The sequence below is a fragment of the Thalassospira lucentensis genome (assembly GCF_001613805.1).
Classification (GTDB): Bacteria; Pseudomonadota; Alphaproteobacteria; order Rhodospirillales; family Thalassospiraceae; genus Thalassospira; species Thalassospira lucentensis_A.
This window is the reverse complement of the sequence record NZ_LPVY01000020.1, coordinates 43398-62124: the sequence shown is the minus strand read 5'-3', so window position 1 is coordinate 62124 and position 18727 is coordinate 43398. Positions and strand designations below refer to the sequence as shown.

Below are 18727 nucleotides of genomic sequence, written 5' to 3'. Positions count from 1 at the left end.
CCGTCACAAACCACGCCTGCCCGCGTCATAGGACGTCTTCACCAAAGCGGGACCGGACAAATGGCCTATGCCGACAGGATCAGCGACCTTGCCCGAACACTGGCGCAATACCCGACCAGTGTCACCATCACCGGCAGCAAGATCGACATTCGCACCGCCAAGCAGCTTGAAAGCCTGAATGCGCAGATCAGCAATGACCAGAGCCTTGCCCGCGATGGCGATACCCTGATCGCAGCGGGCAGCGGCAAGGATGCCAAGGCATTGTCGCAGCGCATTGCCGATGCCGCCCCGCAGGTTGGCAATCTTCTCGCTGCATTTGGCGCACAGGATGCCGAACGGTTCAAGACGCTGAGCATCATGAGCAAACAGAAATTCGATGCGAGCGCTGCCAGCCGCCTTCAGGCCGAGAAACGCTTTGCCGACGAGGTTGCGAAACTGATGATGCAGGAATCACAGGCGGTTTCTGCCCTGCCGACATCGCCCTGCGGTCCCAAACCGCAACCCACACCAACGCCAACGCCCTCCCCCGGCCCCAGCCCCAGCCCATCACCGGTACCGTCGCTTGATGATGTGATCGCGTCGCTGCCCGGTTATCTGCCGATCACCATCCCCGATGCGGTTGCCGGATATGACGCCGACAGCCTGGCAATTGCCAGCAAGGCGGCCGGGGATGCGGCCATCAAGCTTGGCGTAAAGACGCCGGACGGGATTACCGATTACGCCATCGTCTATTTCACTAACGGGCCTGAAACTTTTGATCCGAAAAGCGACCCACAATGGGCACAGGAAATCATTGCGGACAAGTCTCTTGGCACGATCGATGACAGGCTGGCGATATTGCTAAATGCAAGCAAGGCGCAGCAACAAAGCCCTGACACCCTTGACACCCCATCCCAAGAAACAGTCCCGGGACAGGAGGATTAAATGGCACAATTCTCGCTGCGTCTGAGCGCGCCCGACGGCAACTATCCGTTCGATAGCGTAAGAGTGAGTTTGACAAACAATAATCGTCAGCAGGTCTGGAGTCCCACATTCACCCCACTGGCACGAACGCAAAATCACAATTTTGTTGTTTCCGATGGTGACTGGGTACTTCAGATTTCCGGTGCGGGGTTTGTCCCCTATCGCGAAACAGGTCGCGCGACAGGGGACAATATCGCCAAGGACATTACGCAGGCCGTTGCCTATTTTACCCTACATACGGATCGGAACCGCGATGGAACGGTCGATGTCGCCGCCGGATCACTCAACAGCATCACACCACAGGCAATCACCTTTGGCACCAATGGCGTTGGCGCCATTATTCCTGTGAACTGCAACCGTGATGGTACGACGCTGCCCGCGGGTTTTGCCGACAATCAGGACAAGAATGTAAATGGCAACAATGACCGGAACCGTGACATTGCCCATCTGCAAATCAAACTGGTCCAGGTTGGTGCAACGCCGCCTATTCCGGGAAACTGGAAAATACGCATCAGCCTGAAGAACAATATTTTTGGCAATGCACCGGCCAATCAACATTTCCGCATTTTCGACGGCGTAGCCAATAACAGCTCAGAAATTCTCGGCCCTGAAACCGGCTTTGAAAAAGTGATCGATGCCTCGACACTGGGGCAGACAAATTCCTATGGCATGGAAGCCATAAGATTTGCTGGTCATCGCTTTACTGGCGGAGATGCGCGTATTGTTCTTGAAGTTATGCAGCCGGAAGTCACCGGACCATCCGTGCGGACTTACTGGTATGGCGAACGGATCGTTGCGGCGCGGTGGATTGGTAATCATCATCTGCAAACGTCGACAGTCCTTTATGTCGCTGATGCCGGAAATCCTAGTTTCCGCACAGCACTTGGTGCAGCAGCACTTGCGGACGGGGTTACGGTCAACCTTGCCGACCCTGCGAATGCCACGCCGACTGGTGTACCCTATCTGGACATCAATACCTGGCGAGATGACCCCGACAGCCCGCTTGCCAACGGTGATGACAGATGGTTGCGCGACACAATTGTCTCAGGCTACACGGCATGGCCGGGAAATAACGGTACGGTCGAGGAAAAGCAGGTTTTCATGAAAACCTTCCGCCTGCGGGCACTACAAAACTGGGTTTATGAGACGCTGCTTAGCGCGAATGTCGGGATCACCTATCCCGCGGCTGGCAGTAACGATCATCTCAATGACGGCAATTCAGGTGGTAATCTCGGCGTAACCCCACCGGTCAAAAAAACCACCAATACCGGCACGACCGAGTATCTTTATGGTCGCATCTATTACGGCAACAACGTTTACAGCCGTGTGAATGCCACCAGCCGGGCCTTTTTCGATGCCCAGAACATGCAGACAGCCATTACGCTTGATACCGATTGGCTGTCCGTTGGGCATGTCGATGAAATGCTGACGTTCGTGCCATATGCAGCCGGGGCAAATGCGTTCAAGAAGTGGAAACTTTTGATTGCCAGCCCCAAGGCTGCCTATGACCTGATGGTAACCAATCAGGGCGCACATGGCGCGGCAAAGGTCATGCAACGCCCTACGTGGAACACGGGGTCGAGCACATTTGGTTACACCAACTTGCGCATTGGGGCCACCAGCGTTGCCTGTACCATCAATGACCTATTAGGTAACGGAAATGCTCCATTGGCAAACCCCGGTGGAAACGTCGCATACACCTATGCGCAATTGCGGAACTGGAACTTGAATGGCATCGAAGAGGTCATCGAACGTAATGTCCGGCTGCTTAAAAATGCCTTTGACCTTGTTGATACGGATATCATCCGTGTGCCTGTGATTTTCTATCCCTGTCACCAAATCCGGGAATATCGCCCAACGCTTATCAACGACCTGATAAGCTGGCGCGTAAGGGGGGATGACTATGGCTTCAACGTTCTTCCGGGCAAGAATAACGGTTTCCGAACCGGCGCACTGACAGCAGACATGCCCAACATGTTTGTTGGCAACAACAGCCTCTATGTGCCCAAACCCTTTGGCCCGTGGATCGAAGCCCCCGGACATGACATGACTGCCGCAACAAACGAAGATAAAAACGGCTATGACCTGTTTGAGCAGGATTTGAAAACCAAGCTCGCCACAGCCGGAGTTACGCATACATGCGTCTTCATTGACGACTGGAGCGAGTATCATGTGGCGCATGGTGAAATTCATTGTGGCACCAACGAACTGCGCACTCCCTATGATGGGCAGACCGCCTTTGGCGCACCACGCTATACAGATTGGTGGACGGCAGTTGATGCTTGACCCTTCGGATATCCAAAAAGGATTTCAGAGATGACCACCCAAAGCGACTATCAAAAGGCACTCAAGGAAATCGCTGATCTGGCAACAGCACAGGCATCAAGGGTTGCCGGTTTCCCGCAAGCCAATTCCGTCAGTCAGATACTGCATTCCTTTGGCGGGACACTTGCTGCCCCCCTGACCGGTGACCTCAAGGCTGGCACCTGGAAAAAATGGCAGAGCTGGCAACTGGCTGGCAGTCTGAGTTATCTGTCATCATATGGCACCTCGGCCGCCGTGGCCCCACTGCGAGAAATCGAAAAAAGCTACAATGACAGTGTCGTTCAAGATCAGGCAAAGGCACTGGCCGACCTTTTGGCGACACTTGACGTTGCCGTGTCCGAGGCCAAGCAAATTCCGCAGGTTCAGGACGCGATCAAAAGCGGCAATGCCGATCAGATGGCGCGTGCGATGTTGCTAGGGCTGGCTCAAATCGATCCGGACTGGCCGGTGCGCGCATCGGAAATCCAGACAAAACTGTTTGACCTGTCAGCGGACAGTTTCCCGGCGATCAATGAAATGGCGGACGGGAAACTGAGCCAGAATGACGTCACCAAGGCGCTAGTGGAAATCCTGTTTGAGGATGTCATGAGCACTGGTGGCAGCGTCGGTACTGGCGGCAGCGGCAAAACCGGCACGCCTTGAACCCACATCCGATCAGACCGGTTGCCGGGTAAACAACAGTTTGACGAAACTGCGCAGCAGCATGATCTGATTGGCAAGCATATGCGGGCGACCAAGCGCCTTTGACATCACGATGCCGCCTTCCACCACGGTTGAAACCATGTCGGCAAGCTCATCAAGATCGACCGGCTCGTTGGGCGGATAAACATCAACGATCCGATCAATGATGGCGCGGAACCGTGTGCGCCAGCCCAGCACCGCCTGCCGGTTCAAAAGCCGGACTTCATTGTCAAACAGCCGTTCCTGATAACAGTAAACCGCGATCAGGCATCCCGGGTGCCCCTGCGGCAGATCTTCGACCAGTTCGGCAAGGATTTTAAGTCCGATAAGGAATTGCTGCAGCGGATCATCAACCAGTTCCTGCCCGCGCAAAAACACCTGATCAAGGATCTTTTCATCCTGTTCGATATGACGCAGCAACAGGGCGCGCGCCAGTTCGTTCTTATCCTTGAAGTGATAGAAAAACCCACTTTTGGTGATGCCGGCCTCGCAGATGAGCTCTTCGATCGAGGTTGCGCCAAATCCCTTGTTCAGCACCGATTTTTCAGCAATTTCGAGGATACGGTCGCGGGTACGTTCCCCCTTGCCCTTGATCTGTTCTGATGCCGCATCGGCAGCCTGATCAATCGTCTGGTTCATCACTTTACCCTACCGGCGGTACAGTTTTCCGTCGCACAGCATAACCCCGAATGCGCCAGAAAGCCGCGCCAATTCCCTATTCCATTGTTTTCAAACGGTTTTCAGTAATTCCAAAAAACTGCACCGCGTGCTTACTAGAAGCAAAACCCAACCAAAGCGAGACTTCGCCCCCTGCTCTTTCGCTGGATTGAATAGCGTCCGGGTAGAATTTTTGAAACCCCAAAATGTGAAATTTGAAGTCATGACCGCACGCCATCCCCACCTGCCCCCTTTCGCGCCAACCAAATTCATTACCGACGGCGGGCTTGAAACCACCCTGATTTTCCATGACGGGATCGATATCCCCTATTTCGCGTCATTCGACCTTTTAAAAACGCAGGACGGCTGCAACCGCGTTGCCGCCTATTACGCGCGCTACCTCGAAATTGCACGTAAGGCCAAGGTCGGCTTTGTTCTGGAAAGCCCGACATGGCGCGCCAATAGCGACTGGGGCCTGCGCATGGGTTACAGTGCAGCCGAACTGGCGGATATCAATCACAAATCAATCCGCATGATGACCGATCTGCGCGACCGGTATCAGACTACCGAAACCCCCTGCCTGATCAGTGGCTGCATCGGACCGCGTGGCGATGGGTATAGCCCGACTGACCGCATGACCGCACAGCAGGCACGCGACTATCACGCGGTTCAGGTGCGCACCTTTACTGGCACACTGGTCGATATGGTATCGGCAATCACGATGAATTATCCCGAAGAAGCCATTGGAATTGCACTGGCCTGCAAGGATGGCAATTTGCCCTGCGTGATTTCCTTTACCGTTGAAACCGACGGCCGGCTGCCAAGCGGCGAAGGCATTGGCGACGTGATTGAAATGGTCGATGCGCAAACCGGTGCCTATCCGGTTTATTACATGATCAATTGCGCCCATCCAGACCATTTCCGCGACAAGCTTGATGGCTACAACGCCTGGAAGAACCGCATTTGTGGTGTTCGGGCCAATGCATCACGCCTGAGCCACGCGGAACTTGATGCCTGCGAACATCTTGATGACGGCAACCCGGACGAACTGGGGCGACTTTATTGCGATCTGGCCGAATTGCTGCCGAACCTGTCGGTGATTGGCGGCTGTTGCGGAACCGATCATCGCCATGTCCATGCCATGGCCGAACATGCCCTGCCACATCTTGTGGCGGCGGGATGATCGCAAAGACAAAGAAACGGGACACGAGCAATGAATATGAGCTTTAAACCAGCCGCGCGGCCATTGGCACAATCGAATACCGACCGTCCGACACCGCCAATGGATTTACGGCGCGCAAGTAGAAATGACGCCGATGTCATGGCCAAACTGATCAATATCGCGGGTGAAGGCCTGCCGGTTTATCTCTGGCAGAACATGATTGAAGGCGACGAGACCGTCTGGGATGTCGGGCATCGGCGTGCCCGGCGCGATGAAGGCGGATTTTCCTATCGCAATACCACGCTTGCCTTCGGCGAACATCAGGTAATGGGTGCCCTGATTGACTATGCCCAGCCCGATACGTTTGATCCGGTTGATCCGGCGGAAATTCCGGCGATGTTCGTGCCATTGCTTGAACTTGAAAGTCTGGCACCTGAAAGCTGGTACATCAATGTGCTGGCGGTGTTTCCACCATTTCGCAATCGCGGCGTCGGATCGGAACTGATTCGGGCGGCCGAACGCAATGCGATCAATGCCGGAAAACAGGCGATCAGCATCATCGCATCAGACGGCAATCCCGGCGCCATCCGTCTTTATGAACGGCATGGTTATACCCAGTGCGCCAAACGCACGATGGTCAAGGAAGGTTGGGAAAATCCCGGCGAAAACTGGATATTGCTGATCAAGCAGTTCTGATCAGAAGCAGGAAACGAAACAAAAGGCCGGAAGCCCTCAGCTTTCGGCCTTCTTTTCCCACGCGCCTTGCGGGGTCTGCTGCCAGTAAGACAGCTTGTGCCCGGCGTCTTTCCAGTCTTTCCAACGGGTACGTGCCTCGGCCACCGCCTCATGATCGCGGTCGTCAAACAGCATGATGACGCGTTCATAATCGGCGATTTTGCCGCTCATCGCGCGGTCGGTCAGGAACAGGAATTGTGCGCCGTTGGGATTTTCATCATCGGATGTCAGCCAGACCGGCTGCATTTCGGGATCACCATCAGATTTCGATCCATGGGGCATCCAGCTTGCGGCGTCATAGGTCCAAAGCAGGGTATTGAGCGCCTCGATCCTTTCCTCGGTCCCGGTCATGACGACAGCACGTTTTTCCCGCTCCAACGTCTTGGACAGCAGGGTCGGCAATGCACGTTCCAGCGGGGACGCGGTCAGATGATAGAACCAGATGTCAGCCATGGTCGATTTCTATCGCGAACATGAAAACGGGGCAAGGTGATCGTCACCCTGCCCCGCAGTTTTCTGGTCAAACCGCCGTGAAATCAGGATTCACAGTTATCAGCAACAAAGCGATCAAGCAGACGTACACCATAGCCGGTGCCGCCCTTTGGCGTGACTTCGCTATCCTTCGTCGCCCAGGCCATCGCGGCGATATCAAGATGCGCCCACGGGCGATCCTTGGTGATGAAGCGTTGCAGGAACTGGGCCGCCGTGATGGAGCCAGCCGGACGGCCACCAACGTTTTTCATATCCGCAATGTCGGATTTAAGCTGGCTGTCATAGGCCTTCGAAAGCGGCAGACGCCAGACGGTTTCATTGACCGCAAGACCGGCATTGGTGATCTGGGCGGACAATTCATCATTGTTGGAAAACAGCCCGGCATTTTCATGGCCAAGGGCAATAATGATCGCGCCGGTAAGCGTCGCCAGATCGACGATCAGTTTCGGATCGTATTTTTCCTGCACATAGGTCAGCGCATCACACAGGACAAGGCGGCCTTCGGCGTCGGTATTGATGACTTCGATGGTCTGGCCCGACATGGAGGTCACAACATCGCCCGGACGCTGTGCCGTGCTGGATGGCATGTTTTCAACAAGGCCGATCACGCCGATCACGTTGGCCTTGGCCTTGCGCCCAGCCAATGCCTTCATCAGGCCGGAAACCACACCGGCCCCGCCCATATCGAATTTCATGTCTTCCATGCCGGCAGCCGGTTTGATCGAAATACCGCCCGTATCGAATGTCACGCCCTTGCCAACAAAAGCAACCGGTGCGTCCTTTTTCTTGCCGCCGTTCCAGCGCATGACAACCATATAAGGCTTGTGCGCCGAACCCTGCGCCACGCCCAGAAGCGCACCCATGCCAAGCTTTTTCATTTCCTTTTCGTCAAGCACGTCGATCTCGATACCGAGCTTTTCAAGCGCGCTGACTTCTTTCATGAAGCTTTCGGGATACAGCACATTGGCCGGTTCCGACACCAGATCGCGGGTCAGAAACACGCCTTCGACGACCTTTTTGGCACTGTCGAACTGTTTTTTCGCGTCCTTGTGATCGCGCGCGGCAATCGCGATGGATTTCAGGGCCGGTTTGTCTTCCTTGGTTTCGGTGGTGCGGTATTTATCGAAACGATAATCGCGCAGCATCGCACCGGTGGCGAAATCACAGGCCATGCCTTCCATGTCAAACAGGACGGTGACGTCTTTTTCGCCGGTCGAAAGGGCGCGCACGGTGACATTGCCACCAAGCTTCTGGGCCGCGATCACGTCAAACTCGGCTTCCTTGCCAATCCCGAACACGATGATGCGCGAAAGATCGGTATTGACCGGTGCCAGAAGCTGCAGGCTTTGCCCTGCCTTCCCCTTGAAGGTCGATCCCTTGATCGCCTTGGCAAGTGCACCGCCGGTTGCTTCGTCCAGCGCCACGGCACTTGGCATCAGATCGCCGCCATCGGTGGCAAAGGCGATCACAGCACCCGAGGTCGGGATGGCGAGATCAGAAAACGTGATCTTCATGAAAAAAGGCTCCTGTCATGTTTTCGGGCATGTGTGGGGTCTGCACCGGCAAGCCCGCCGATGCTGGAATGCTTTCCCTAATCTAGCGCGTTAAATGGCGAAGAAAAGGCTTATTGCTCAAAAACCTGCGGGATTTTACCGATATTGCAAAGAGAAGACAGTCGCCCCGACAATTTTCACGAATTGCGCGATGTCAAGGCGGCGGGATGGTGGGACACTATTATGACGCATTCAAACCTTTGCCTTGGTGCCATGATGAATGCCAAAACCACGCCGATCTCGATCTCCGAACCTGTCACCGCACCACATCCATTCTGGAGCGGCGCGTTTCGCCCGATGTTTCTGTTTGCCGGACTGATTGCGGTTGTGGCCGTGGTCTGGTGGGTGGCGGGGATGGCGCATGGGGTGGCGACACCGTCGCTTGGTACGCCATCACTTTGGCACGGGCATGAAATGATTTTCGGTTTTGGCGGGGCGGCGATTGGCGGCTTCTTGCTAACCGCGATCGCCAACTGGACGGGGCGGCCGGGGGTTTCGGGCGGGTTGCTGATGGTGCTTGCCGCCTGTTGGCTTATCGCGCGGCTGGCGATTGGCTTTGGCGAGGTATTGGCCCCTGCCCTGACCATCATTGGCGGCCTTGGCTATTTCATCGCCCTTATCGTGATTGCCGGGCGGGAGCTTGTGCTGGGGCGAAATTACCGCAACCTTAAAATCTTAGGCATCCTTGGGCTGATCACCGCCTTTGACGGGGTGTTTATCGCAAGTGCTCTTGGCCTGATCGCGCTTGACCCGATGGTGATTTACCAAAGTGCGATTTTGCTGATTGTGCTTCTGATTGCCCTGATTGGCGGGCGGATCATTCCGGCCTTTACGCGCAACTGGCTGCAACGCGAACAGCCGGATGCCGCGATGCCGGTGATGTTTACGCGTTTTGACGGTGCCTGCCTTGCCGCCCTTGCCATCACCATCGTGATCGGGATGGTGGATACGGATGGCATCATCTTTGGCGTGGCATTGCTGATCACGGCCACCCTGCACGGGTTTCGCATGGCGCGCTGGCGCGGGCATTTGACGCTGCGTGATCCGTTGGTGGCGATGTTGCATTTCGCCTATTTCTGGGTACCGGCCGGGTTGGCTTTGTTTGGCATTGCCCATATCTGGCCGGATGTGATTGCGGCGCGTGATGCCCTGCATGGGCTTACCGGCGGGGCGATGGCCTGCATGATCATTGCAATTGGCGGGCGGGCCGCCCTTGGCCATACCGGGCGGGAATTGCGCGCAAGCCTTGCCCTGAATGCCGCGTTCGGGCTTGTGTGGATTTCAACCGTGCTGCGGCTTCTGGTCGGTCAGTTCCCGGATGCTTATATCCCGGTTCTGGCGGCGGCGACTTTATGCTGGATTGGCGGGTGGCTGGCGTTTCTGATCGGTTATGCGCCGATATTGCTGGGACCAAGCCAGAAAAAGACACGCGGCATTCCAGTGAAATAAGGACAAAAGCGGGGCATCAAACCCCGCTTTTTCGTTTTCAGGGCAACAGGATCGTCGCCCCGGTGGTTTGCCGCGTTTCAAGACGATGATGCGCCATAGCAGCATCGGCCAGTTTCAGACGGTTTGGTGCTGGTATTTTCACAGCCCCGCTGGCGATGACGTCAAACAGGTCCCGGCTCATGTCAATCAGGTCCTCGCGCTTTGCGATGTGGGTCGGCAGCAACGGCCAGGTGGTAAACAGGGATCCTTTGGCGGCCAGGGTCATGATATCAAATGGCGGGATCGGACCGGACGCGGTGCCGAAACTGACGAAATAACCAAACGGGCGCAGGCAATCGAGCGATGCGGGAAATGTCGCCTTGCCAATCCCGTCATAAACAACGTCACATCCATGTCCGTTGGTAATCTCCTGCACCCGCGCCACAAGGTCCTCGGTCATATAGTCAATCACATGATCGCAACCATTCAGGTGTGCCAGTTCTGCCTTCTGCCTTGAGCCAACCGTGCCGATCACAGTCGTCCCCAGATGCTTCGCCCACTGGGTGGCGATCTGCCCCACCCCGCCAGCGGCAGCATGGATCAGGACCGTGTCACCGGGTTTGACCGGATAGGTCCGGCGCAACAGATATTGTGCGGTCAGCCCCTTGAGCATCATGGATGCCGCCATTTCAAACGGAATGGCATCGGGCAGATGCACGGCAACGCGGGCGGGAACATTGTGTTCCGCGCCATAGGCACCGGGCGCCTCGACATAGGCAACCCGGTCCCCCACGGCAAATTCATCGACGCCATCACCCAGCGCAACAACCTCTCCCGCGCCTTCCTTGCCTGGTATGAATGGTAATTCGGGGACGGGATAGGCACCGGTCCGCATATAGATATCGATAAAGTTAACACCGATAGCATGATTGCGGACCCGGATTTCGCCAGGGCCGGGTTGGCGGATTTCGATGTTTTCATATTGCAGGACGTCCGGCCCGCCATGCCGGTGAAATCGAATGGCTTTCATGGGATATTCCCTTCATGTCACGGGCCCGGCTGGGGCCCGAATGGCTTGCATGAAAGGGATATAGCGCGATCAATGATATCACTGTAGACTGATAGTGATGATAACAGAGTTCAAATATCATGATATCTGATCAAATCAGTCCTGACCTTTTGCGCGCCTTCGTCGCGGTTTGCCAGCAAGGCAGCATGAGCCGTGTTGCAACCCAGACCGGGCGCACCCAATCCGCGCTTAGCATGCAGATCAAGCGCCTTGAAAACCTTCTGGAACGGCCCTTGTTACAGCGGACCGGGCGCGGTGTTATTCCGACGGCAGAGGGGGAATTGTTTCTGGGTTATGCCACGCGCATTCTTGCCCTTAACGAAGAAGCCCATGCCCGCTTGCGCCAGACAGAAATCAGCGGCAATGTCCGCATCGGTCTGGCCGAGGAAGTCGCAACGGCCGCCCTGCCGGCGGCCCTTGGCCGGTTGCATCGTGCCCATCCCGACATCCGGCTTGATATCACGGTACAAAGCAGCGTCGGACTGGGGCAGCTTTGGGATGAACACGGGCTTGATTTGATGATTGTGCCAACGTCGGTGACCACGGCAGATGCGCAAACGGTCTGGAATATCGAAATGCACTGGGTTTGCGCCAGGGATCATGACATGGACTTCTCCCGCGCGCTTGACCTTGTCGCCTTTCCGTCAAGCTGCCCGTGGCGGCGGCGCATGGTCGAAAGTCTGGTGGCGGCGGGCATTGATCATCGCATGACAATGACCAGCCAAAGCATCACGGCCCTTCAGGCTGCAGTTGAAAATGGCATTGGTGTCGGGTTGCTGCCCGCCGATGCGATCCGACCCGCCACAATGCGGCTGTTCAAACCACCTGCGGGCGTTCCCCATACCGTGACGGTACAATATGGCCTTTATGCCCATGACCGCAGGCCGCCGGTGGTTGATGCAGCGCTTGGGATTTTAAGGCGCGAAACGCCCGTTTCGCCAAACGACTGATCGGATTTGTCGCCTAACCAAAATCAAACAGCGACAGGGTCGGGTTGGATTTGATGTATTCGACCTGCCCCTTGTCCGCATCGCCGGTACAGTGCCAGCCGTGGCTTTCGTAAAAGCCATGCGCGCGGATTTTGGGATCGGCATCGGTGGTGAGCGATATGTCGTTGCAGCCTTGGGCAAACAGCCATTCCTCGGCCACACGCAAAAGTGCCCTGCCCACCCCGCGACCTTCGAAATCGGGATCAACGAACAGCGCCCATAATGTGGCTTCGCGCGGGATGGCAATGGCAAAGCCCGCCGCGGCCCCGTCCAGATCGGCCACCCACATGCCATAGCCATCGACAATCCATTTGCCAAAGGCGGCCTTGGTGATGCCGCGTTCGGCCAGTTGATCGACGGACAGATGGTTTTCGCGCACCCGGCTTCGGATGGCGAAAATGGCACTAACGTCGGAGGTGCTGGCTTTGCGGATTTTCATGGGGTGATTTTGGGTCCAAACGAAACTGGCGGCAATTTAGCCTGCTTTGCCCGAAATGGAAGCAAAAACACCATCAGGATGATGATGCCGAACCCGCAGTTGGCGCGACCAGACGCACCGGCTGGCGCTTTGGCCCCCATGTGCCGGGGCGTGGCTGGAACACACCTGCGCAATGGGTACCACATTGAGTACAGGCCCCGTTTGCATCAAGGTTCCAGTCCGATAACTGATACCAGTCCCGCCCGATCAGGATGTGACCGCAGTTATGACAAAAGGTGCTTGATCCGGCCTTGTCATGGACATTGCCGACATACGCATACCGAATGCCGTTTTTCATCGCGATCTCGCGCGCCCGGATCAGGGTCGCGGGCGGGGTGCGCGGATGATCCATCATTTTCCAGTCGGGATGAAAGGCGGTGAAATGCATCGGCACATCGGGGCCAAGTTCATCATGTACCCATGACGTCATTTCATCAAATTCCACGTCACTGTCATTCTCGCCAGGGATCACCAGATTGGTCAGTTCAAACCACACCCCGGTTTCATGTTTAAGGTATTTCAGCGTTTCAAGAACATCGGCCAGATGGGCGGAACAAAGCTTGTGATAGAAGTCCTCGGTAAAGCCCTTAAGGTCCACATTGGCCGCATCCATATGGCGGAAGAATTCCTCGCGGGCTTTATCGCCGATATAACCCGCCGTGACGGCGACGGTGCGAATGCCCGCCTCCCGGCAGGCCTGCGCCACATCCACCGCATATTCCAGAAAAATCACCGGATCGTTATAGGTAAACGCAACTGCCGAACAGCCATATTGCTTTGCCGTTCTGGCAATCATTTCAGGCGTCGCAAGCGATCCCAGCCTGTCCATTTCGCGCGCCTTGGAAATCTCGTAATTCTGGCAGAACTTGCAGGTCAGGTTACAGCCCGCCGTACCAAAGGACAGGATCGGGGTCCCGGGCAGGAAATGGTTAAGAGGCTTTTTTTCGATCGGATCAATGCAAAAGCCCGATGACCGGCCCCATGTGGTCAAAACCACCTGATCATCCTCGCGCGCCCGGACAAAGCACAGCCCCCGCTGCCCGTCCTTCAGCTTGCAAAAGCGCGGGCAGACATCGCACTGGATGCGGCCATCATCGAGATGGTGCCAGTGACGAGCAAAAGTAGAATGCCTCTTCATAAAAACACTGCCCGCACCTTCTATCCGGCCGGACTTAGATCGACTTCCTCGGACGTACTTACCACGTCCCCGCCCTCAACCGAAGGAATCGCAGCAAAGCTTGAAAACTTATCGAATATCTCTATGACATCCGCAAATACATCTAATCCTTGCGCTTGTGCAGACTTGAGATAAAGGTTCTTCAGCCTCCCAATCTGAATATTGGCCCGACCACAAAAGGTGTTCAGTATCAACTTACCTGGAATGTTTACCTTCCAATCCCCAGTGCCATCAGAAATCGAAGCCAAAAATTCGTCAAATGTCTTCGCGACTTCGTCACGAACAAATTGCAACTCCAATGAGCGGGCTGTGCGAGCTTTTTCTTCCTCAGCCTTTCCCGCCATCGCCCGAATTAGGCTCTCTCGGTCCAGTTTGTGTGCACCACTCGGCATGATACTTACGTTACCACACAATTGACGGAAGGTGTGCGCAACCTTCAGTGCAACAGCATAACCGACATTCGAGACAGCAATTTCCGACAATACCCTTTCAATTTCTTTTGCATCTCGTAGCCAAGATCCGTGATCTTCAATATTCTCAAAACACTCGGCCAATAAATCGCTATCGAGGAAGTAATTTTCCAAATGGTAACGCGGCAATTGGGCTATCTTTTGGGTGTCAGAGTTAACAGGTCCAGAATCTCGGTCTGTCAACATGAAGAACTCCACTCCCCAAACCGCTTTATCCAAGACAGTTGTAACTAGATGCCCAAAATTCTCGACAACACGTCGCCCCCCACCCGGCACCAAAACCAGATCTGGATATCTATTTTCTAGTATTTGTGAGTATGTACGCTTATCGAGGCTCGCGCTCGCCCCCTCTACCACCACGATTTTTCGGCCAAGAGATAGCACCCCAACTGAGTGACCAAGTTGATGCATCGCTTGTGAGGTATCATCATCCGGTTTTACTAAAATAGCTTGGTTAGAGCCATCTGCCTTCCGGGGTGTAAGAAACACAACACTATCCTCTAGTGAACTGCTCACTAGATCTGGCGAATGAGAGATTAAGAAAAACTGATTGTTGCGGCCGATTGTACGAAGCGTAGAAACCATTCTTATCAGAAGCTCTGGATGAAGGTGCACTTCCGGCTCATCAAAGAATATTATACAATCATTAGGGTTACGCAGCAGAAAATCGAAGGTAACGTTGAGAACTTCTTGCTCACCACTACTGAGTGTTGAGATTGGGCGCTCTTCACCATTTTCTTCGTACATCAACTTTTGCGCACTGAGATCCGCGCGAGTTAATTTCTTCGGCCCTAAAAGCTTAGAAAATGCATCTTTAAATGGGTCAAGCGGATCTGAGAATTGTAAATTCATCGAATCGCGCCCCTGACTTCTTAATTCGATAGCACGGTTTGCGATTGAAGTTTTTTGGCTTTGTATCTTCTTAAATATAGCATGCTGTGTATCTTGCCATCGACCAGCCAATCCTTGCATAGGAAAATCCCAAGAAACTATTTCATCGTAAGGATCATCAAATTCAAAAGCAAATGACAATGCATTTACATTTTTAATAGATCTCCCGCTCTCGAAATATAAAACTCCACTTTTGTAGTTTCGCCGAAACTTGTTTGCTTTAAGTAAGGATATTAGTCTCTGCTGCCCTTCAGGAGTTGAGATCGACTTTCCACCCAAGGTTTTCTCCTCTTCCTTCGACGTTGCTTCAATTGTCATTTTGATACCAGTCGAGGAACCACGAAACGCAGCCAGCAGAGAGGTTATAAGTCGGGTCTTTCCTACGCCATTCGGTCCCGCGACCACAACGAGGTCAGACAGATTATCGACCTCAAACAAATTTATAGGTGGTTGATTCTCAACTTTGATTGAAGATATGCGCATAAGGATCTCATCCGATCTAACTCAGTAATAAAAGTTTGGCCTTGCATGACCTGTGCCCCTCATGATTACCATGAGATAAATATCATATACAGAAATTCCACCTTTAATATCATCTAGACTAAGCGACTTTCTGTCTGGCACTATCCATTTTCTCAAGAACTAAGTTTGAAAAAGCATAAGAATTATAAGGCCATCTAAATAGTACAGGCATAATCTCGTATGAATTTGCACAACAGCCATCAGCTTCTCCAAGACCTAGCTTCCTCTTTGAAAACCCAGTCGTGATCGCTATGTTTTTCAAAGAAAGCTCAGCATCGGAAGCATCATGAAGATTATCCGTCCTCCCGCCATTGCCGGAACGTTTTATCCCGCAGCACCCGATATGTTGCGCAGCGAGATTGACGGGTTGATCCATGCGGCGGTCGAGAGCCAGACAGAGAATGATACGCCAATCCCCAAGGCGATTATCGTGCCCCATGCCGGTTCGATGTTTTCGGGCGCGATTGCCGGTTTGGGCTTTGCCACGGTTCGGGCGTTAAAGGGCACGGTCAAACGGATCGTGATCATTGGTCCGGCGCATCGCATGGCGTTTCAGGGGATTGCGATTGCCAAGGCGGACGGGTTTGCCACACCGCTTGGCGATGTGCGCTGTGATCTGGCCGGGTTGCAGGCCGCCCTTGCATGGCCGCAGGTACAGGTTCTGGACGAGGCGCACACGCAAGAGCACGGGCTTGAGATCGAATTGCCGTTTATCCAGCGATTGTTTGGCGAAGATGCCGATATCGGCATTGTGCCGTTACTGGTCAGCCGGTGCGCCGCACGGCAGGTGCATGAGGTAATCGAGGCCCTTTGGGGCGGACCGGAAACCCTGATCGTGATTTCATCGGACCTGTCGCATTTTCATGACTACGACACCGCAAAGCGCATGGATGATCAAACGCGCATGATGATCGAGCGGTTTGACGCCGAAAGCATCACAAGCGGGGATGCGTGCGGCGCGTTGCCGGTTGCCGGAATGCTGATATCGGCGCGCAATCGCGGCATGCGGATCAGGACACTTGGCATGTGTAATTCCGGCGATATCACGGGCGATAAATCGCGCGTGGTCGGCTATGGCGCGTGGGCTGTTTATGCGGGGTCAGCGGATATGCGCGAGGATGAAAAGACGAACAAATCATCCGGCGGTTTCATCGGTGCGACCGAAAAGCTTCTGGCCGATCACGGGGCGACGATGATCGACCTTGCGCGGCAATCGATCTGGCACGGGATCAAGCATGGCGGGCCGCTTCGCATTGATCCGGCATCGGTATCGCCCGAACTTCTGCAACCGGGCGCGTGTTTTGTCACATTGAAGAAATCAGGCCAGCTTCGCGGCTGCATCGGATCGGTGATGGCGCATCGCGATCTGGCGACGGATCTGTGTGAAAATGCCTTCAAGGCCGGGTTTGGCGACCCGCGCTTTCCAGCCCTTCGCCAGGATGAATTGAATGACGATCTGGAATTATCGATTTCGGTCCTCTCCCCGCCGCGTGATTTTCCGTTTGAAAACGAGGCCGATCTGATCGCGAAACTGACACCCCATGAAGATGGCATCATCCTGTCGGATGGCAATCATCGTGGCTTGTTCCTGCCACAAGTCTGGGAGCAATTGCCCGATCCGGCGGATTTCGTGGCGCAGTTGAAACGCAAGGCCGGGCTTTCGACGGATCACTGGTCGGATCGCATGCGCGCCCAACGGTTTGTCACGCGCGGCATATCGGGCAAGGACATCGCGCCCAGGAATTTCTGGCAGCAATCGACCCCGATGCCATGAGCATTGCCGGATCAGACAACATCAATGCCTGCGACGCCCGTTATCGTTACTTCATTGAAAGCGTGATCGCGTGGGAAGGTGTTTGGGGGCTTTATGACAAGGGCTGGCTGTTGTGCCCCGGCAATGATGGCACCCGATATTGCCCGTTTTTCGCAAGCCATGACCATGCGGATACATGGAACGAGATTGCGCAAACCGGCTATGTCCCGACCGCGATCACCCTGGTTGAACTGACCGAAAATCTGTTGCCCGATCTTGCCCGAAACAGGATTGAACCCGGTATTTCACCGACCGGCGATGATGGCCCGATCCTGCCGGGGCATTTGGCATTGCATGATGATTTGATGGCCGTGTTAAAGAAATCGATCACCGGCTAGGGATGTGGGACAGCGTTTTCGCAAAGCGCAGCTTTGGCAGGGCCCGTGCCCCATTGCGTTCATAAAACCGGGCAGCATCAATATTCCAGTCGGGCGTTTGCCATTCCATCCAGCCAAGGTTTTGCTGCCGTGCGAGATTTTCAAACGCGGCCAGCATCCGCGCGCCAAGCCCGGCCCCACGGCTTTGCTGCGCAAGGTAAAGACAATCCAGATGCAGGAAGCAGGCGGCCTTCCAGGTTGAGAATTCGATACTGGCCGCACCATAGCCGACCAGTTCCCCACCCCTGCCCGCCACCATCACGCTCAGGCGGGCATCCGCGCCAAACAGATATCGGGGCAGGTTTTCGGCCAGATGGGCGCGATTGACCTTCTGGCGTTCAAAATCCGCGTGATCGGCAATCAGGTCAATCAGACGGGGCAGATCATTCGGGACGGCGGTGCGGATTTCATACGGCACTGGTGATGACGTCATTGGTGCGATCCGGTGGCAAAGAATACGATGGGCCGACAGGCAGCGATCCTGTCAGCCCATATTGGCGGGCGGTGGTTACCGTCAAATCAGGCATCCGGCTCCGTCAGGCTGAACCCCTCGTCGATCCAACCGGTCACACCACCAATCATCAGTTTGACCGGCAGGCCAAGGGCGGCCAGCCGACAGGCAGCCTTGTTGGCACCATTGCAATGCGGACCGGCGCAATAGACCACAAAGGTTTTACCGGCGGGATATTCGGCCATGCGGCGTTCGGTCATCTTGCCGTGCGGGATGTTGATCGCGCCTTCGATATGGCCGCCGTGATACAGCGCGGGGGACCGGACATCGACAAGGATGAAATCATCGGCCCCGGATTGCAGGCTTGCATGCGTATCCCAGCAATCGGTTTCAAATTGCAGCATCGCATCAAAATGGGCACGTGCGATATGCGACGGTGCGGGCGCGGTTTCATTGATCAGGCTTTTCATTCGGGTGGCTCCGTTTTCAATCAT

General features: G+C 54.9%; 18 protein-coding genes. 9 read left to right on the top strand and 9 right to left on the bottom strand.

Annotated elements, in window-relative coordinates; translation table 11 throughout:
- Positions 1-60: 60 nt before the first annotated feature.
- From AUP42_RS14870 to AUP42_RS14860, 3 genes are read left to right on the top strand one after another with little or no spacing between them, the layout of a single operon-like run.
- A complete protein-coding gene (locus AUP42_RS14870; RefSeq protein ID WP_062952385.1) occupies positions 61-924 on the top strand; it encodes a hypothetical protein in 864 nt (287 codons plus the stop codon).
- Positions 925-3249, top strand: coding sequence for a protein-arginine deiminase family protein (locus AUP42_RS14865; protein ID WP_062952384.1), 2325 nt, complete (start codon positions 925-927; stop codon positions 3247-3249).
- A 30-nt stretch (positions 3250-3279) separates the two neighbouring features.
- A complete protein-coding gene (locus AUP42_RS14860; RefSeq protein ID WP_062952383.1) occupies positions 3280-3930 on the top strand; it encodes a hypothetical protein in 651 nt (216 codons plus the stop codon).
- A 12-nt stretch (positions 3931-3942) separates the two neighbouring features.
- Here AUP42_RS14860 and AUP42_RS14855 read toward each other — a convergent pair whose 3' ends face one another.
- Positions 3943-4608, bottom strand: coding sequence for a TetR/AcrR family transcriptional regulator (locus tag AUP42_RS14855; RefSeq protein ID WP_062952382.1), 666 nt, complete (start codon positions 4606-4608; stop codon positions 3943-3945).
- A 241-nt stretch (positions 4609-4849) separates the two neighbouring features.
- On the opposite strand from AUP42_RS14855, the gene AUP42_RS14850 reads away from it, so the two are divergent.
- A complete protein-coding gene (locus tag AUP42_RS14850; protein ID WP_062952523.1) occupies positions 4850-5809 on the top strand; it encodes a homocysteine S-methyltransferase family protein in 960 nt (319 codons plus the stop codon).
- A 36-nt stretch (positions 5810-5845) separates the two neighbouring features.
- Positions 5846-6484: a GNAT family N-acetyltransferase gene (locus AUP42_RS14845; protein WP_197468293.1), complete on the top strand. Its 639-nt coding sequence runs from the start codon at positions 5846-5848 to the stop codon at positions 6482-6484.
- Between the two features lie 36 nt (positions 6485-6520).
- Here AUP42_RS14845 and AUP42_RS14840 read toward each other — a convergent pair whose 3' ends face one another.
- Complete coding sequence (locus AUP42_RS14840) at positions 6521-6976, bottom strand: DNA polymerase III subunit chi (RefSeq protein ID WP_062952380.1); 456 nt, start codon at positions 6974-6976, stop codon at positions 6521-6523.
- An 83-nt stretch (positions 6977-7059) separates the two neighbouring features.
- The gene (locus AUP42_RS14835) at positions 7060-8529 is read right to left on the bottom strand and encodes a leucyl aminopeptidase (RefSeq protein WP_062952379.1); all 1470 of its coding nucleotides are present in this window, start codon (positions 8527-8529) and stop codon (positions 7060-7062) included.
- A 222-nt stretch (positions 8530-8751) separates the two neighbouring features.
- Between AUP42_RS14835 and AUP42_RS14830 the strand changes: the two genes are divergently transcribed.
- Complete coding sequence (locus AUP42_RS14830; protein WP_231858303.1) at positions 8752-10017, top strand: NnrS family protein; 1266 nt, start codon at positions 8752-8754, stop codon at positions 10015-10017.
- Positions 10018-10054: 37 nt separating this feature from the next.
- On the opposite strand, the gene AUP42_RS14825 is transcribed toward AUP42_RS14830, so the two are convergent.
- Complete coding sequence (locus AUP42_RS14825) at positions 10055-11026, bottom strand: quinone oxidoreductase family protein (protein ID WP_062952378.1); 972 nt, start codon at positions 11024-11026, stop codon at positions 10055-10057.
- Between the two features lie 119 nt (positions 11027-11145).
- On the opposite strand from AUP42_RS14825, the gene AUP42_RS14820 reads away from it, so the two are divergent.
- Positions 11146-12015 (top strand): LysR family transcriptional regulator, encoded by an 870-nt coding sequence (locus AUP42_RS14820; RefSeq protein WP_062952377.1) that lies wholly within the window; start codon positions 11146-11148, stop codon positions 12013-12015.
- Between the two features lie 13 nt (positions 12016-12028).
- Here AUP42_RS14820 and AUP42_RS14815 read toward each other — a convergent pair whose 3' ends face one another.
- From AUP42_RS14815 to AUP42_RS14805, 3 genes are all read right to left on the bottom strand, one after another.
- A complete protein-coding gene (locus tag AUP42_RS14815; RefSeq protein WP_062952376.1) occupies positions 12029-12493 on the bottom strand; it encodes a GNAT family N-acetyltransferase in 465 nt (154 codons plus the stop codon).
- A gap of 73 nt (positions 12494-12566) precedes the next feature.
- Positions 12567-13670, bottom strand: coding sequence for an AmmeMemoRadiSam system radical SAM enzyme (gene amrS / locus AUP42_RS14810; protein ID WP_062952375.1), 1104 nt, complete (start codon positions 13668-13670; stop codon positions 12567-12569).
- Between the two features lie 20 nt (positions 13671-13690).
- The gene (locus AUP42_RS14805) at positions 13691-15553 is read right to left on the bottom strand and encodes an AAA family ATPase (RefSeq protein ID WP_062952374.1); all 1863 of its coding nucleotides are present in this window, start codon (positions 15551-15553) and stop codon (positions 13691-13693) included.
- A gap of 325 nt (positions 15554-15878) precedes the next feature.
- On the opposite strand from AUP42_RS14805, the gene amrB reads away from it, so the two are divergent.
- Together amrB and AUP42_RS14795 are read left to right on the top strand one after the other, a co-directional pair.
- The gene (gene amrB, locus AUP42_RS14800; protein WP_062952373.1) at positions 15879-17366 is read left to right on the top strand and encodes an AmmeMemoRadiSam system protein B; all 1488 of its coding nucleotides are present in this window, start codon (positions 15879-15881) and stop codon (positions 17364-17366) included.
- A complete protein-coding gene (locus tag AUP42_RS14795; RefSeq protein WP_062952372.1) occupies positions 17363-17743 on the top strand; it encodes a DUF2750 domain-containing protein in 381 nt (126 codons plus the stop codon). Before amrB ends, AUP42_RS14795 begins: the two co-directional genes overlap by 4 nt.
- On the opposite strand, the gene AUP42_RS14790 is transcribed toward AUP42_RS14795, so the two are convergent.
- A complete protein-coding gene (locus tag AUP42_RS14790) occupies positions 17733-18215 on the bottom strand; it encodes a GNAT family N-acetyltransferase (RefSeq protein WP_062952371.1) in 483 nt (160 codons plus the stop codon). The two genes, AUP42_RS14795 and AUP42_RS14790, sit on opposite strands and share 11 nt — an antisense overlap.
- Before the next feature lie 86 nt (positions 18216-18301).
- On the bottom strand, positions 18302-18703 hold the full coding sequence (locus tag AUP42_RS14785; protein ID WP_062952370.1) for a rhodanese-like domain-containing protein: 402 nt from the start codon (positions 18701-18703) through the stop codon (positions 18302-18304).
- Positions 18704-18727 lie beyond the last annotated feature (24 nt).